At 38.4% G+C, this 15792-nt stretch carries 13 protein-coding genes; 7 read left to right on the top strand and 6 right to left on the bottom strand.

Translation table 11 applies throughout. The features are described from left to right. The coding region (locus PAN06_RS03970; protein ID WP_269795641.1) for a CPBP family intramembrane metalloprotease at positions 1–522 on the bottom strand (522 nt) is incomplete at its 3' end. Between the two features lie 172 nt (positions 523–694). On the opposite strand from PAN06_RS03970, the gene PAN06_RS03975 reads away from it, so the two are divergent. The 3 genes from PAN06_RS03975 (at position 695) to zwf (ending at position 5238) form a co-directional block, all read left to right on the top strand. Next, the gene (locus tag PAN06_RS03975; RefSeq protein WP_269795642.1) at positions 695–2860 is read left to right on the top strand and encodes an ABC transporter substrate-binding protein/permease; all 2166 of its coding nucleotides are present in this window, start codon (positions 695–697) and stop codon (positions 2858–2860) included. After that, entirely contained in the window at positions 2860–3600 is a 741-nt protein-coding gene (locus tag PAN06_RS03980; RefSeq protein WP_261100797.1) for an amino acid ABC transporter ATP-binding protein, read from the top strand. The genes PAN06_RS03975 and PAN06_RS03980 overlap by 1 nt, the downstream gene beginning before the upstream one ends. Positions 3601–3750: 150 nt before the next feature. Next, positions 3751–5238, top strand: a complete 1488-nt coding sequence (gene zwf, locus PAN06_RS03985) for a glucose-6-phosphate dehydrogenase (RefSeq protein WP_049501794.1) — start codon at positions 3751–3753, stop codon at positions 5236–5238. A 43-nt stretch (positions 5239–5281) separates the two neighbouring features. Here zwf and ftsY read toward each other — a convergent pair whose 3' ends face one another. From ftsY to PAN06_RS04000, 3 genes are read right to left on the bottom strand one after another with little or no spacing between them, the layout of a single operon-like run. Next, positions 5282–6565, bottom strand: coding sequence for a signal recognition particle-docking protein FtsY (gene ftsY, locus PAN06_RS03990; protein WP_269795643.1), 1284 nt, complete (start codon positions 6563–6565; stop codon positions 5282–5284). A 3-nt stretch (positions 6566–6568) separates the two neighbouring features. Beyond that, on the bottom strand, positions 6569–7387 hold the full coding sequence (locus PAN06_RS03995) for a Cof-type HAD-IIB family hydrolase (RefSeq protein ID WP_269795644.1): 819 nt from the start codon (positions 7385–7387) through the stop codon (positions 6569–6571). Next, on the bottom strand, positions 7387–8178 hold the full coding sequence (locus tag PAN06_RS04000) for an HAD family hydrolase (protein WP_269795645.1): 792 nt from the start codon (positions 8176–8178) through the stop codon (positions 7387–7389). The genes PAN06_RS03995 and PAN06_RS04000 overlap by 1 nt, the downstream gene beginning before the upstream one ends. Before the next feature lie 228 nt (positions 8179–8406). Between PAN06_RS04000 and PAN06_RS04005 the strand changes: the two genes are divergently transcribed. Next, positions 8407–9102, top strand: a complete 696-nt coding sequence (locus PAN06_RS04005; RefSeq protein ID WP_269795646.1) for a VIT family protein — start codon at positions 8407–8409, stop codon at positions 9100–9102. 239 nt (positions 9103–9341) lie between these two features. On the opposite strand, the gene PAN06_RS04010 is transcribed toward PAN06_RS04005, so the two are convergent. Both PAN06_RS04010 and PAN06_RS04015 read right to left on the bottom strand, forming a co-directional pair. Further along, positions 9342–11330, bottom strand: coding sequence for an ABC transporter permease (locus tag PAN06_RS04010; RefSeq protein WP_269795647.1), 1989 nt, complete (start codon positions 11328–11330; stop codon positions 9342–9344). A 1-nt stretch (position 11331) separates the two neighbouring features. Beyond that, entirely contained in the window at positions 11332–12090 is a 759-nt protein-coding gene (locus PAN06_RS04015; protein ID WP_000173372.1) for an ABC transporter ATP-binding protein, read from the bottom strand. A 428-nt stretch (positions 12091–12518) separates the two neighbouring features. Here PAN06_RS04015 and PAN06_RS04020 point away from each other — a divergent pair, with 428 nt between their 5' ends. From PAN06_RS04020 to PAN06_RS04030, 3 genes are all read left to right on the top strand, one after another. Then, positions 12519–12710 (top strand): hypothetical protein, encoded by a 192-nt coding sequence (locus PAN06_RS04020; protein ID WP_261061604.1) that lies wholly within the window; start codon positions 12519–12521, stop codon positions 12708–12710. Between the two features lie 355 nt (positions 12711–13065). Continuing rightward, positions 13066–15060, top strand: coding sequence for a DUF1430 domain-containing protein (locus PAN06_RS04025; RefSeq protein WP_261061605.1), 1995 nt, complete (start codon positions 13066–13068; stop codon positions 15058–15060). Between the two features lies 1 nt (position 15061). Continuing rightward, positions 15062–15712, top strand: a complete 651-nt coding sequence (locus PAN06_RS04030; protein WP_070843021.1) for an ABC transporter ATP-binding protein — start codon at positions 15062–15064, stop codon at positions 15710–15712. The last annotated feature ends 80 nt before the right edge of the window (positions 15713–15792 follow it).

Consider the following 15792-nt stretch of genomic DNA (forward strand, 5'->3'; position numbering starts at 1 on the left):
TGCTGCCCCCTGTAAAATCCAAAATGGGATAGTAAAGACAACAAAGGCAAGCGAATAAGGATTCAAATGAATGGACTCAAAACGATATTGCCCAAAAGCTACTAAACCTAACAAGGTCAGAAGAAAAAGTACCAGACCCAGACCAAATCCTTTCAGAAGATTGACGAGAAAATTCTCTCTATAAAATCCTAAAGTTCGAATAGGCCTTTTCTCAACTTTTCTAGTCCATCTGAATACAGTGTTGAGAACAAAACCAAAGGACAGCAATTCTAAAATTAAACGAAAGTCACTTGTTTTATCCGTCAAGCTCGCCAGCAAGTTTTGGAAGTAGCTTGCAAGATTTTGACCAGCCTCTCCAAAATTTCTAGCAAGGCCGACGAGAGCTAACAAGCTAATACCATACAAAGTATAAGCTACAAACTCTCCTACAAAGACAAAACCAAAGGCTAACAAGAGGCTTGTGTAAATATATAAACTCATTTTTGAATCTTGGAAGTCTTTAAATATTCTTTTGTCCTTCATATCCCTGTCCTCTTTTCTTCTATTATATACTATTATTATAGCGTTTTATGGTAGCAATTCAAGAAAGAAAACAAGGTATGCATGTTATATTTTCTTACATAAAAACCTCATGATTTGCAATTTTTACTTTTTTCTGATATAATGGGAAAATATTCGGAAAAGGAGACTAAAAATGAAGAAAAAATTTCTAGCATTTTTGCTAATTTTATTCCCAATTTTCTCATTAGGTATTGCGAAAGCTGAGACGATTAAGATTGTGTCTGATACCGCCTATGCACCTTTTGAGTTTAAAGATTCAGATCAAACTTATAAAGGAATTGATGTTGACATTATCAACAAAGTCGCTGAGATTAAAGGATGGAACATTCAGATGTCCTATCCTGGATTTGACGCAGCGGTAAATGCGGTTCAAGCTGGTCAAGCTGACGCTATCATGGCTGGAATGACCAAAACTGCAGAACGTGAAAAAGTTTTCACCATGTCTGATACTTACTATGATACAAAAGTTGTCATTGCAACTACAAAGTCACACAAGATTAGTCAGTATGACCAATTAAAGGGTAAAACTGTTGGTGTTAAAAACGGAACTGCTGCTCAACGTTTCCTTGAAAGTATCAAAGATAAATACGGCTTTAGTATTAAAACATTTGACACTGGTGATTTGATGAACAACAGCTTGACTGCTGGTGCCATTGATGCCATGATGGATGACAAACCTGTTATCGAGTATGCTATCAACCAAGGTCAAGACCTCCATATTGAAATGGATGGGGAAGCTGTAGGTAGTTTTGCTTTCGGTGTGAAAAAAGGAAGCAAATATGAGCACCTGGTTACTGAATTTAACCAGGCCTTGGCTGAAATGAAAAAAGATGGTAGCCTTGATAAAATCATCAAGAAATGGACTGCTTCATCTTCTTCATCAGTGCCAACTACAACGACTGCAGCTGGTCTAAAAGCAACTCCTGTTAAAGCTAAATACATCATTGCCAGTGATTCTTCTTTTGCACCTTTTGTGTTCCAAAACTCAAGCAACCAATTTACTGGTATTGATATGGACTTGATTAAGGCAATCGCTAAAGACCAAGGTTTTGAAATTGAAATTACCAACCCAGGTTTCGATGCAGCGATTAGCGCTGTACAAGCTGGTCAAGCAGACGGTATCATTGCTGGTATGTCTGTCACAGATGCTCGTAAGGCAACTTTTGACTTCTCAGAATCCTACTATACTGCTAATACCATTCTTGGTGTCAAAGAATCAAGCACTATTGCTTCTTATGAAGATTTAAAAGGAAAGACAGTCGGTGTTAAAAACGGAACTGCTTCTCAAACCTTCCTAACAGAAAATCAAAGCAAATACGGTTACAAAATCAAAACCTTTGCTGACGGTTCTTCAATGTATGACAGTTTAAACACTGGTGCCATTGATGCCGTTATGGATGATGAGCCTGTCCTCAAATATTCTATCAGTCAAGGACAAAAATTGAAAACACCAATCGCTGGAACTCCAATCGGTGAAACAGCCTTTGCTGTTAAAAAAGGAGCAAATCCAGAATTGATTGAAATGTTCAATAACGGACTTGCAAACCTTAAAGCAAACGGAGAATTCCAAAAGATTCTTGATAAATACCTAGCTAGCGAATCTTCATCTTCATCAACAAGTACTGTTGATGAAACAACTATCTGGGGCTTGCTCCAAAACAACTACAAACAACTCCTTAGCGGGCTTGGTATCACTCTTGCTCTAGCTCTTATCTCATTTGCTATTGCCATTGTTATCGGGATTATCTTCGGTATGTTTAGTGTTAGCCCCTACAAATCTCTTCGTGTAATCTCTGAGATTTTCGTTGACGTTATCCGTGGTATTCCTTTGATGATTCTTGCAGCCTTCATCTTCTGGGGTATTCCAAACTTCATCGAGTCTATCACAGGCCAACAAAGTCCAATTAACGACTTTGTAGCTGGGACTATTGCCCTCTCACTCAATGCGGCTGCTTATATCGCTGAGATCGTTCGTGGTGGTATTCAGGCCGTTCCGGTTGGCCAAATGGAAGCCAGCCGAAGCTTGGGTATCTCTTATGGAAAAACCATGCGTAAGATTATCTTGCCACAAGCGACTAAATTGATGTTGCCAAACTTTGTTAACCAATTCGTTATCGCTCTTAAAGATACAACCATCGTATCTGCTATCGGTTTGGTTGAACTCTTCCAAACTGGTAAGATTATCATCGCCCGTAACTACCAAAGTTTCAAGATGTATGCAATCCTTGCTATCTTCTATCTTGTAATTATCACACTTTTGACTAGACTAGCGAAACGCTTAGAAAAGAGGATTCGTTAATGGCAAAATTAAAAATTGATGTAAATGATTTACACAAGCACTATGGAAAAAATGAGGTTCTAAAAGGAATCACAACTAAATTCTATGAAGGAGATGTTGTTTGTATCATCGGTCCTTCAGGATCTGGTAAGTCGACCTTCCTTCGTAGCCTCAATCTTCTAGAAGAAGTTACGAGCGGTCACATCACTGTGAACGGCTATGACTTAACTGAAAAAACAACCAACGTTGACCACGTTCGTGAAAATATCGGAATGGTGTTCCAACACTTTAACCTCTTCCCTCATATGTCTGTATTGGACAACATTACTTTTGCTCCTATCGAGCACAAGTTGATGACTAAGGAAGAAGCTGAGAAATTGGGAATGGAGTTGCTTGAAAAGGTTGGGCTAGCAGATAAAGCTAATGCTAGCCCAGATAGCCTATCAGGTGGTCAAAAACAACGTGTGGCCATCGCTCGTGGACTTGCAATGAATCCTGATATCATGCTCTTTGATGAACCAACTTCTGCCCTTGACCCTGAGATGGTCGGAGACGTACTAAACGTTATGAAGGAATTGGCTGAGCAAGGCATGACCATGATTATCGTAACTCATGAGATGGGATTTGCCCGTCAAGTTGCCAACCGCGTTATCTTTACTGCAGATGGTGAATTCCTAGAAGACGGAACACCTGATCAAATCTTTGATAACCCTCAACACCCACGTCTGAAAGAGTTCTTGGACAAGGTCTTAAACGTCTAAACTCAAACTGTAAGGATTTCCTTGCAGTTTTTTTCTATCTCGTATTGGATTTTTTGATTTTTCGGAAAATTATGTTAGAATTAAGTTTATGAAATGAGATTTTCTCATACCTAGCAAGACTAGGAATAAAAATAGAAATTAGGTAGCTAGATGTCATCTAAGGTTATTGTTACAATTTTCGGTGCGAGTGGAGACCTGGCTAAACGCAAGCTCTACCCTTCCCTTTTTAGACTATATAAATCCGGCAATCTTTCCGAGCACTTTGCTGTCATTGGAACTGCCCGTCGTCCTTGGAGCAAGGAATATTTTGAATCTGTTGTAGTCGAATCGATCCTTGATTTGGCAGATAGTACCGAACAGGCTCAAGAGTTCGCTAGCCACTTCTACTATCAAAGTCATGATGTCAATGATACAGAACACTACATTGCTTTGCGTCAATTGCAAGCTGAACTAAATGACAAGTACCAAGCTGAACACAACAAGCTCTTCTTCTTGTCTATGGCACCTCAGTTCTTTGGAACTATCGCAAAACACCTTAAGTCTGAAAACATTGTAGATGGTAAAGGTTTTGAACGCTTAATCGTTGAAAAACCATTTGGTACAGATTACGCAACTGCAAGCAAGTTGAATGACGAGCTCCTAGCAACATTTGACGAAGAACAAATTTTCCGTATTGACCATTATCTTGGTAAGGAAATGATCCAAAGTATCTTTGCAGTTCGCTTTGCAAACTTGATTTTTGAAAATGTTTGGAACAAGGACTTTATCGACAATGTTCAAATTACCTTTGCAGAGCGCTTGGGTGTAGAAGAACGTGGTGGCTACTATGACCAATCTGGTGCCCTCCGTGACATGGTACAGAACCACACTCTACAACTCCTTTCCCTCCTTGCTATGGACAAGCCAGCAAGCTTCACAAAGGACGAGATTCGTGCTGAAAAGATTAAGGTCTTTAAAAACCTCTATCATCCAACTGATGAAGAACTTAAAGAACACTTTATCCGTGGGCAATACCGCTCTGGTAAGATTGATGGCATGAAATACATCTCTTATCGTAGCGAGCCAAATGTGAATCCAGAATCTACAACTGAAACCTTTGCATCTGGTGCTTTCTTTGTAGACAGCGATCGCTTCCGTGGTGTTCCTTTCTTCTTCCGTACTGGTAAACGTCTGACTGAAAAAGGAACTCATGTCAACATCGTCTTTAAACAAATGGATTCTATCTTTGGAGAACCACTTGCTCCAAATATTTTGACCATCTATATCCAACCAACAGAAGGCTTCTCTCTTAGCCTAAATGGAAAGCAAGTAGGAGAAGAATTTAACTTGGCTCCTAACTCACTGGATTACCGTACAGATGCGACTGCAACTGGTGCTTCTCCAGAACCATACGAAAAATTAATTTATGATGTCCTAAATAACAACTCAACTAACTTTAGCCACTGGGATGAAGTTGGTGCGTCATGGAAATTGATTGACCGTATCGAAGAGCTCTGGGCTGAAAATGGTGCCCCACTTCATGACTATAAAGCTGGAAGCATGGGACCTCAAGCAAGCTTTGACTTACTTGAAAAATTCGGTGCCAAATGGACTTGGCAACCAGACATCGCCTATCGTCAAGATGGTCGTTTAGAATAAAAAAATCCTGCAAGTTTGTACCTTGCAGGATTTTTGCTTCTGATTAGATTAAGCCTTCCAAGAGACCCTTCATAAAGTTTTCTGAGTTAAACTCTCCAATATCATCGATTTTTTCACCAAAACCAATCAATTTTACAGGAATATTTAGTTCTTCACGGATGGCTAGAACAACACCACCTCGAGCAGTTCCATCAATCTTAGTCAAGACAATTCCTGTCAAAGGTGTGATTTTTGAAAATTCTTTGGCCTGTACCAGGGCATTTTGACCTGTTGATGCATCAAGAGCTAAGAAGGTTTCATGCGGCGCTTCTGGCACAACACGTTTGATGATACGACCAATCTTTTCCAACTCAGCCATGAGGTTATCCTTATTTTGCAAACGACCAGCAGTGTCAATCATAAGAATATCGATACCTTCAGCTACAGCACGTTCCATACCATCAAAGACCACACTGGCTGGGTCAGCTTTTTCAGGTCCAGTCACAACTGGAACGTCCACACGACGGCCCCATTCAGCTAGCTGGGCTACCGCTCCTGCACGGAAGGTATCTGCCGCAACCAGCATGACCTTCTTACCAGCTTGTTTGTAGCGGTGAGCTAGTTTCCCGATAGAAGTTGTTTTCCCAACACCATTAACACCGACGAAGAGCATGACAGTCAATCCATTTTGGAAGTGGATTCTTTCATCGTAGTTGCCATCCTTTTCATAAAGCTCAACCAATTTCTCAATGATGACACGGCGTAGTGCGTCGGGTTTCTTGGCGTTTTCAAGCTTGGCTTCGTAACGTAGCTCCTCTGTTAAGTTAGAAGCGACTTGGACACCAACGTCACTCATAATCAGTAATTCTTCCAGTTCCTCGAAAAATTCTTCGTCAACAGAGCGGAAATTGGCAAAGAAGGCATTCAAGCGAGCACCGAAGCCTGTGCGAGTTTTCTTAAGACTGCGGTCATATTTTTCCTGAACAGTTTCTTCTACCTGAGGCGTTTCTGCTTCAAGCACTTTAGAACTATTTTCTTCGACAGTTCCTTCATACTCAAAATTCTCTTCCTCTGTGACTTCTTCTGAGTTTGGAAATTCTTCTATTTCTTCTTTAGAAACTTCTACAGTTGACTCTGAATCCTGACTCTCTTCAACTGTCTCTTGATTTTCCTCTTCTTCAAGCACAGCTTCTTCAGCAACTTCCGCTTCTTCTTGAGGAAGTTCCTCAGCTTCTGTAAGGGCAGGCTCAACATCTTCAGACAAATCAAGATTTTCCAGAGCTTCTTTTACAACTTCTTCGATTTTAGGTTCTTCTTTTTTTCCGAATAGACGGTCAAATAATCCCATATCTTAGTTCTCCTTTAGCACATATTCTTCGATAGCCCAGGCGACAGCTTCCTCATCATTGGTCATTGGAGTTACCACATTTGCGACTGCCTTGACTTCAGGAACAGCGTTTTGCATGGCAACACCGAGCCCTGCCCACTCAATCATAGAAAGGTCATTAGCCTCATCACCACATGCCATAACTTGGCTTTGGTCGATTCCAAGATGGCTGATTAGTTTTGCCAAACCTGTTGCTTTATGAACATTCTTTGGTGACCACTCTAGCAACATTTCACGTGATTTAAAGATCTCATATTGGTCAAACAATTCTGGAGAAATCTTCTGAATGGCTGCATCCAAGGGTTCTTGAGCAAAGGCAGTCACGCACTTATTGTAAGTCATTTGACTAGACAAGTCTGCAAAGTCCACTGGAACAAAAGTCAAAGCTGGATTGAATTTGGCATAAAGACTTTCTTGGTCGGAGTGAATTTGATAAACAGTTCCTTCTGAGATAGCATCAAGAGGCAGTGATAATTTCTCTGTTTCCTCATACAAGCATGCCACATCATCATAGGAAAAGACTGCCTTGTCAAGGATTTCACCTGTATTTTTCTGAACCAAACCACCATTAAAAGTAATGGTATACTCATCTTCCTGACCGTCAGTCCCTAGCTCATGGAGAAAGAAGTCCATGGCTTTTAAGGGACGACCAGTTGTCAATACAACCTTGATACCACGATCACGCGCAGCTTTCAAAGTTGCCTTGGTGCGATCCGTCAACCTTTTATCAGTAGTCAGCAAGGTCCCGTCCAAGTCCAATGCAATCAATTTTATATCTGCCATTATAAGCCCTCCATATAAGCTATAACCGACTGGTCCTTATGATGACCAATCACAGTCTCTGCTAATTCTAAAATTTCAGGTCGTGCATTTTCAGGAGCTACAGGATGTCCCACAACCTGCATCATATGCAAGTCATTTAGATTGTCTCCAAAAGCCATAACCTGATCCATTGTGATGCCAAGTTTTTTAGCCAATTCAACAATGGCCACACCCTTATCGACATAGTCCAGAACAATATCAATGGATTCAAAACCAGTTGTCATGGCCTTAACACCAGGGACATTTTCATTAACCCAAGCCTCCCCAACTTCAAGCGTTTCTTCTGTGAAGTTGGTCGTAAATTTGAAAATGTCATCTGTAATATCTTCTAGACTCGCTACTTTTTGGATATTTTCATTATAGTGCTGACTCACTTTTAAATAGGTCTCATCAACCGTATCTAGAACATAAGCTCCCTTTTTTCCCGTCAAGAGCAGTTTATTGATATCTACATAAGGTGACGTTTTCAACTTTTCAAAAGTCGCCAGATAAAACTCACGAGACATGGTCGCTTCATACAAATCCTGACCTTGATATTCGACCAAACTGCCATTTTCAGCGATGAAAATAATGTCCTCACGAACATCTGCAAATAATTTTTCTAGAGATAGAAATCCTCGACCCGAAGCTACCGCAAAGTAAATCCCTTTTTCCTTGTAGGAAGCCAAAAGAGACTTGAGGCGGTCCATATTGAAACGCCCATTCCCATCTAGGAAGGTTCCGTCCATATCTGTTGCTACTAGTTTAATCATAAAATCTTTCTTACTCCGATTAGTAAATCTACCTCCTATTATACCATAGATAACTAGAAAAAGGACTAGTCTATCAGCTTTACTTCTCTTTTATAATCTATACTAGCTAATGATGTTTCTAACTTTTAAAAAACTCGTAAAATTAAAATCGTGCAACTTTTTTCAGATACTTTTAAAAGATTGATTTCCCTATATTTTTCCTTTATACTGGATAAAAAGGAGAATAGTATGTCAGAAACAAATCACGAAATCGATTCAAATTTTGCAGGTCGTTTAAATATCCTGCGTGCGGGTGTTCTTGGTGCCAACGATGGAATTATTTCCATTGCTGGTGTGGTTATTGGGGTTGCCAGTGCTACCAGCAATATCTGGATTATCTTTTTATCAGGTTTTGCGGCTATCTTAGCTGGTGCCTTTTCAATGGCTGGTGGAGAATATGTGTCCGTTTCAACTCAAAAAGATACCGAGGAAGCGGCCGTTGCGCGTGAGCAAGTCTTGCTAGACCAAGATATGGAACTAGCCAAAAAGTCCCTCTATGCTGCCTATATTCAAAATGGTGAGTGTGAAACATCAGCCCAACTTCTCACCAACAAAGCCTTTTTAAATAATCCGCTCAAGGCTCTGGTAGAGGAAAAATATGGGATTGAGTATGAAGAGTTTACCAATCCTTGGCATGCTGCTATCTCTAGCTTTATTTCTTTTTTCCTTGGTAGCTTACCACCCATGCTTTCAATTACCATTTTCCCAAGTGACTACCGCATCCCTGCTACTGTCCTGATTGTAGGTCTTTCTCTCTTGGTGACTGGCTATACTAGTGCCAAACTTGGAAAAGCACCAACCAAAACGGCTATGATTCGGAACCTAGCTATTGGCCTCTTGACCATGGGAGTTACCTTTCTGCTAGGACAACTTTTCAGCATTTAATACTCTTCGAAAATCTCTTCAAACCACGTCAGCTTCGCCTTGCCGTAGGTATGGTTACTGACTTCGTCAGTTCTATCCACAACCTCAAAACAGTGTTTTGAGCTGACTTCGTCAGTTCTATCTGCAATCTCAAAGCAGTGCTTTGAGCAACCTGCGGCTAGCTTCCTAGTTTGCTCTTTGATTTTCATTGAGTATAAAATACAAGAAATACCTCGATTTTGAAGTCGAGGTATCTTTTTTTACATTTGCACAATCTTGCGATAGCTTCTTGAAGTAACCATGAAAATCAATACATAGGCGATGAGGAAGATAGCGCAGATAGACAAGGTCACAATCAACATCATATTCGTATCTATTACACCAATCACTTTTAAAATCAGACTAAGCATATGGTAGGCAAAGGCTAGATGTATGAAGGCAAAGAGCAAAGGAAGGAAGAAAACAGTTAAAACCTGTTTGTTGATGGTTTGCTTGATTTGCTTTTGATCTAAACCGACTTTCTGCAAGATAATAAAACGCTCACGGTCTTCATATCCTTCAGAAATTTGTTTGTAATAGATGACCAGAACGGTCCCGACCATAAAGATAATGGATAGGAAAATACCGATAAAGAAGACACCACCAAAGAGGGCACTCATCTGAGCACTAGCATCTGCTAGATTGCTACCATACACATAGCTACCTTCAGTGTTTAATTGAGCATTAAACTTTTGTAAGTATTTTTCATATTCTTCAGCGACTTTGAGTTGTTCTTCTTCACTGATATTTACATTTATACCACCGTAAAGCTGATTATAGATAGCCGAATCTGGGAATTGGTCTAAAAATGCTTGCAAATTAGGAACAACAAGGTAATTGTAATCAGTAGTAAAAATATTAAACTGATTTGGGACATGGTTCACAATAAAATCTGTATTAAATTCTTCTTTTACAGAAAATTGATGGTTATTTAGAGTTAGAGCTTTCTGTCCTTTCAGTCCGTCATTTTTGGCAAAAAGACCGACCTCATTCCCTGATAGAGAAAGTTTTTGACCAGTCATATTTTCATAATCTTTTTGGTCAAATACCATGAAAACTGTTTTGGGTTGGACACGGTTTTGTCCTTTTTCAAAAATAGTTAACTTGGTTCCTTCTTGATTTGCAATACCAAAGTTACTGTAACGAAGCACTTCTTTCTCTTTGACACTATAACCTTTGTCACTTGCAAACTGGCTCAAGAGTTTGTCCAAATCTTCTTTTTCAACATTTTGTCCAGTAATGCCAAAATCATGCGGATTCATCACTTTTTTAAAGCTTTCTGAGGCATTGAAAATACTTGTCGCGGCTGACATGGTTACCAAAACCATTGTTGACAAAATAGCGATAGTTGCTAGTCCAACCGCATTTTTCTTCATACGGAAAATCAAGTTGGAAACAGAGATGAGGTTATTAGGTTGGTAATAGTATTTCTTGTTTTTCTTTAAGATTTGAAGGAAAACGGTAATTCCTGCATTAAACAATAGATAAGTACCAAAGATAACCAGCAAAACAGCTAAGAAGAAGGTTGTTAAGGCTGTAAGAGGATCTTTTACTGTAAGGGCAAGATAATAGCCAATCCCTAAACTTATGGAACCAAGAATAGTTTGGAGAGGTAGGAAACGACCTCTTTTCTCTCCGCTTGCTTTCTCACGCGAGAGCTGGAGGGCATTCATACGGGCGATTCGAAGGGCATTCAGGAACATGAGGCCTAGGAAAATCAAACCGAAGACAACAAGTACTGCAATGACAACATTCATTTGGAAGGTAGCGACCAGCTCAACCTTTAATTTCATCAGTTTGAGCAAGAAAGCGAAAATCAACTTGTCAAACAAGGCTCCAATACCGATACCCGCCCCAACAGTTAGAATTCCAAATAGCACCAACTCCTTAAAGGTCATACTGATCAGATGACGCTTCTCCAAACCCAGCATGCCATAAATTCCTAGTTCCTTGGAACGGTTTTTCATTACAAAACTATTGGCATAGAGGACGATAATGGCTGACGCAAGGGTGACGACAAACATACCAAATCCAAGCGTTGCTTGAATGGTTGATCCTCCACGGATTTCCGCAATCTTTGGATTGAAAGTTAGAGAGTAAAAGAGATAGGTGACCGTGACCGCCAAGAGAACAGCCAGCGCAAAAGGATAGTAGAGTTTGCGGTTTTTAATCAAGTTCGATACCGCTAACTTATTGGTTAATCGAAACATACTAATTCACCTCGCTTGCCATGACAGTCAAGGTATCAGAGATTTCTTGGAACATCTGACGTTCTGTCTTCTCTCCACGGTAGATTTGGTTGTAAAGAATGCCGTCTTTGATAAAGAGTACACGTTTAGCTCTGCTAGCTGCTGCTGTGGAGTGGGTTACCATGAGAATGGTTTGACCGCGCTCATTGATTTCATCAAAGACATCAAGTAAGGCTGCAGATGACTTGGAATCAAGGGCTCCTGTTGGCTCATCCGCAAGGAGAATTTCAGGTTCTGTGATGATGGCGCGCGCTACTGCTACACGCTGTTTCTGACCACCTGAAATCTCGTAAGGATACTTCTCTTGCAATTGGTTGATACCCAAATTCTCAGCTGTCACCACCAATTTTTTCATCATCTCCGTAATAGGTCTTCTTGACAAGACAAGAGGAAGCAAGATATTGTCTTTAACAGACAGAGTATCTAACAAGTTAAAGTCTTGAAAGACAAAGCCCAGCTTTTCACGACGGAAGCTAGAGGCTTGTGAATTTTTAATAGTTGCTGTGTCAGTTCCATTCAAGTAAACCTGTCCACGGGTTGGTTTGTCCAGCATAGCTAGGATATTGAGAAGAGTTGATTTACCAGAACCAGACTCACCCATGATGGCAACGTAGTCACCCTTTTCTACGGTAAAGTGAATATCCTTGAGGGCCTCTACTTGGTTGCCCTGAAAACGAGTTTTATAAATTTTTTGAACGTGTTTTACATCTAAAAGTGTCATGAGAATCTCCTTTCTTAATATCCCATCAAATGAAATGTTGCTTGCATCATAGCGCATCCCAGTTGAACACGCTTGATATCTTTATGGCTTGGTTTTCTTGTTTTCTTATGTAAGATTTGTTTCATGATGTTACTCCTTTGTTCTTTATGAGTCTAGTTTACATCAAAAAAAGACCACTTGCCATAACCTAACCTTACAAAAGAGACTTTAATCTTACATTTTTGTAAGATTGGGGGGAAATGTAGGCAAAATTACTTAGAAAATGATTTGATTTCCTATTTTTAAAATTGTAAAATATAAGTGTGAAAAGGCTTACTTTGGAAAGGAGGAAGCGGGAACTATCATTTGAGTAAGCTTAACTAGATAACATACCATTAAATTCAACACTTTCAAATCGAACTACCTATAAGGAAAGAAGGTGCGCCTTAATGAAACACAAAGAACATGTACTCATCGGACTTCTCTATCTCCTCTCTCCATTCATCGGTCAGCTCTTAGTTGAAAAAACATACTTTATCGGTACAGAATTTACAGCTACTGCTTATGCTATTTGCTGGCTATCAGTTGTTATCAGCATCCACCATTTTTCAAAAAATGTATTGTCTCAGCAACAAAAATAGATTAGAAACATGAGTTCAAAAATATGATTTTTATTCTCAGATGTGACTGATTAGGGTAGAAATAAATAAAATTAGTGTTTTGTCAAGCGGACAGTAACAATATTAAGTTGAAAGTATTTTTAAATCACATTTTTGTAAGATTGGAGAATTTTTTGAAAATATCTACTATACGAAGTCCTATCATCACTTGTTTTATTTTTAAAAAAGGAGTAAAATATAAATGTGAAAGGGTTTTCTTTGATGCCTTGTAAAACTTTAGTTTTTTAGTGCTTATTTTAAAAAGTAGTAAGCTATAATTCGCATAACTGCAATGAAGAGGGAGGTTGATCTCCCTCTTGTTTAGAAAGAGGCTCCTATGAAACGTATATTTCTCTTCATCAGCAATCTTCTTCTGACACTCTTTCTGATTGGTGCTTTGTCCTTTTGGAAAGACTCTCTTCCACAAATCCTGTTTCCAGGTGCAGCAGTATTAAGCGGGCAAGCAGATTATTCTGCCGTTAAGGAAAAATTAAATAGTCTTGCTAAAGAACATAACAGTCTTATCGCAAGAACCATTTGGGAAGTAGATAGTGATGGAAAATCGCAAACTTACTACGAAGTTTTTGGAGATGGGAAACTTCCAGACTGGATGCCTCAAGCAAGTCAAGAAAGTATCAATAAAAGTAATCTTCTCAACAATTACAATATTATCAGTGGATCGCTAACAAATCAAGAATTAGCTATTCACCTTAAACAACTTGGACTAGAAAAAGTTAACACATTTGAAAATAATAGAGTCTCCTTCGTATTGACCCTCATTGCCCAACCCAATCAACTTACTAGTCTTTTCATTTTTTTATTGACCTTTTTATCACTTATTGTTATCGGACAGATTCAATCTCTCTCTCAATCAGGAATAAGACTGATTAATGGAGAACGTCTCAGAAATCTCTTCTTTCGTTCTATCATAAGAGACGAACTTGATATCCTTCTTTTCGGCTTGCCTGCTTTCCTAATAGCTAGTATTTTAGTAATTTACCTAGGCTATCCTTATGAAATTCAGACTTTTTTAGTAATACTATTTATTTTTTATAATAGCCTGCTTCTCTTGCTAAGTCTTCTCATCGCTTTTCTTTTTACTATTTCTTTGAAAAGAGTTCATCTTATCTCAATCATTAAAGGAAAATTACCAATTAAGTCAATTTTACGTATTCTTTACTTTGGTCAAGCTCTGTCTATCTTATTAGTTATTGTAGGATTTGGGCGCTTGTCCATTGATCATCATATATTTATGAAAAATGAGTCTGGACAAGCTACTTGGAAACAACACTCCAATATTGTTAATCTTCAAACAGGTCGTTCAAGTCAAAGAAAAAATATAGATGAACTCAAAATGAATGCTAATAAATGGTTTGACTTTATTCAATATTCTTTAGAAAATGGAAATGCCTTTCTAGTCAAACATAATCTCGCTATTCAAGCTATAAAACATTCTCTTTCAACTCATAATGATTCTGAACAAAATCCCTATGACTTGGAAGGGAAAAATATTCTCTATGTAACACCTGACTACTTCAAAAAAGAAGGTATAGAGTTAACATCAGAAACCTTTAAAAAAATCAATAATCTAAAAGATGGACAGGTTCTTGTAATACTACCTCAAGAACAAAAGAAAAATGAGGAACAAATAAAACAAAACATACAAGAAGATTTAACTAATCGATTATACAGTAGTGATACAAAGCATAGTGTCGAAGTTAATATAACTTATACTGATCAAAAAAAAGATGTATTCATTTATAATACTACCCATATTTCTTATGATCAATGGTTGTCAACCCCTATTTTTATCGTAGTTTCTCCTAAGGCACTTGGAAAAGATTCTTCTATATTTTGGTTTACGAATCTAGAATATCTCTATTTTACCGATTTACAGCAAACACAAGAACTTTTGAAGTACTATCAACTTGATCATATGGTGTCTGGGCTATCATCTGCTAGGGAAACTTATCTCCAGTTAAATCAAAAAATTAAAATCGAAATTTATAGTAATTTAGCGAGTGCTATATTTGCTATTTTGACTTCAATTTTGCTGTTTACAAGTTTAAACCTACTCTATTTTGAAGCCTTTCGCAAAATCATATTCTTGAAGAAAATAGCAGGCTATTATTTCTTTGAATTATACAGTAGATATATCACGTCTCAAATAATAGCTCTCTTTGTCGGAAGTAGTCTAGCTTTCATTATTTCTAAGAATATCTGGATTACCCTGATTTTATTTCTCAGTTTTTCAGGTTTAGCTGTTCTTCTATTGAAAATCTGTGATAGAAAGGAAAGTAAAACCTATGCTAGCATCATCAAAGGAGGATAGTATGATTGAATTACAACATATTTGGAAACAATTTGGTTCTCGTATCATCTTTTCAGACTTGAGTCTTAATTTTCAAAGTGGTATGGTGTATGCTTTGATAGGAGATAGTGGTTGTGGAAAAACCACTTTGCTGAATATGCTAGCAAAACTAGAGACTTTTGATAAAGGAGAAATAATTTATAAAGGAAAGTCTTTGACTTCACTAAAAAACAACGAATTCTATCGTAACGAACTAGGTTATCTCTTCCAGAACTTTGGACTATTAGAAAGTCAGACCATTCGAGAAAACCTTGAGCTGGGAATGATTGGTAAAAAAAAGAACAAGAAACAAGAAAAAGAGAGACTTCTTCTTCAAGCACTGCAAGCTGTAAGACTGGATTATCTATGTCTCAACCAAAAAATCTTTGAATTATCTGGTGGTGAAGCTCAACGCGTAGCACTTGCAAAAATTATCCTGAAAAATCCTCCTTTGATTCTAGCTGATGAACCAACCGCCTCACTAGACCCTAAAAATTCCAAGGAAATTATGGAAATTCTCCTTGAACTTCGTAATGCAAATAGAACAATTATCATCGCAACTCACAATCCTAGTATTTGGAAAATGGCTGATCAGGTAATTCGTCTTTCTAAAGACGAAACAGATTATAATTAAATACCAAAATCCCTTGTCGCTAAATAGCAACAAGGGATTTTCAGTCATTTATGTCACTTCTTTTAAATAGTGCAAATAAT

Source organism: Streptococcus sp. SM3 (assembly GCF_027497875.1).

Bases quoted from the DNA above. Each gene is read 5' to 3' on its own strand.
- PAN06_RS03975 (WP_269795642.1), top strand. From the start codon at position 695: ATGAAGAAAAAATTTCTAGCATTTTTGCTAATTTTATTCCCAATTTTC.
- PAN06_RS03980 (WP_261100797.1), top strand. From the start codon at position 2,860: ATGGCAAAATTAAAAATTGATGTAAATGATTTACACAAGCACTATGGA.
- zwf (WP_049501794.1), top strand. From the start codon at position 3,751: ATGTCATCTAAGGTTATTGTTACAATTTTCGGTGCGAGTGGAGACCTG.
- ftsY (WP_269795643.1), bottom strand. From the start codon at position 6,565: ATGGGATTATTTGACCGTCTATTCGGAAAAAAAGAAGAACCTAAAATC.
- PAN06_RS03995 (WP_269795644.1), bottom strand. From the start codon at position 7,387: ATGGCAGATATAAAATTGATTGCATTGGACTTGGACGGGACCTTGCTG.
- PAN06_RS04000 (WP_269795645.1), bottom strand. From the start codon at position 8,178: ATGATTAAACTAGTAGCAACAGATATGGACGGAACCTTCCTAGATGGG.
- PAN06_RS04005 (WP_269795646.1), top strand. From the start codon at position 8,407: ATGTCAGAAACAAATCACGAAATCGATTCAAATTTTGCAGGTCGTTTA.
- PAN06_RS04010 (WP_269795647.1), bottom strand. From the start codon at position 11,330: ATGTTTCGATTAACCAATAAGTTAGCGGTATCGAACTTGATTAAAAAC.
- PAN06_RS04015 (WP_000173372.1), bottom strand. From the start codon at position 12,090: ATGACACTTTTAGATGTAAAACACGTTCAAAAAATTTATAAAACTCGT.
- PAN06_RS04020 (WP_261061604.1), top strand. From the start codon at position 12,519: ATGAAACACAAAGAACATGTACTCATCGGACTTCTCTATCTCCTCTCT.
- PAN06_RS04025 (WP_261061605.1), top strand. From the start codon at position 13,066: ATGAAACGTATATTTCTCTTCATCAGCAATCTTCTTCTGACACTCTTT.
- PAN06_RS04030 (WP_070843021.1), top strand. From the start codon at position 15,062: ATGATTGAATTACAACATATTTGGAAACAATTTGGTTCTCGTATCATC.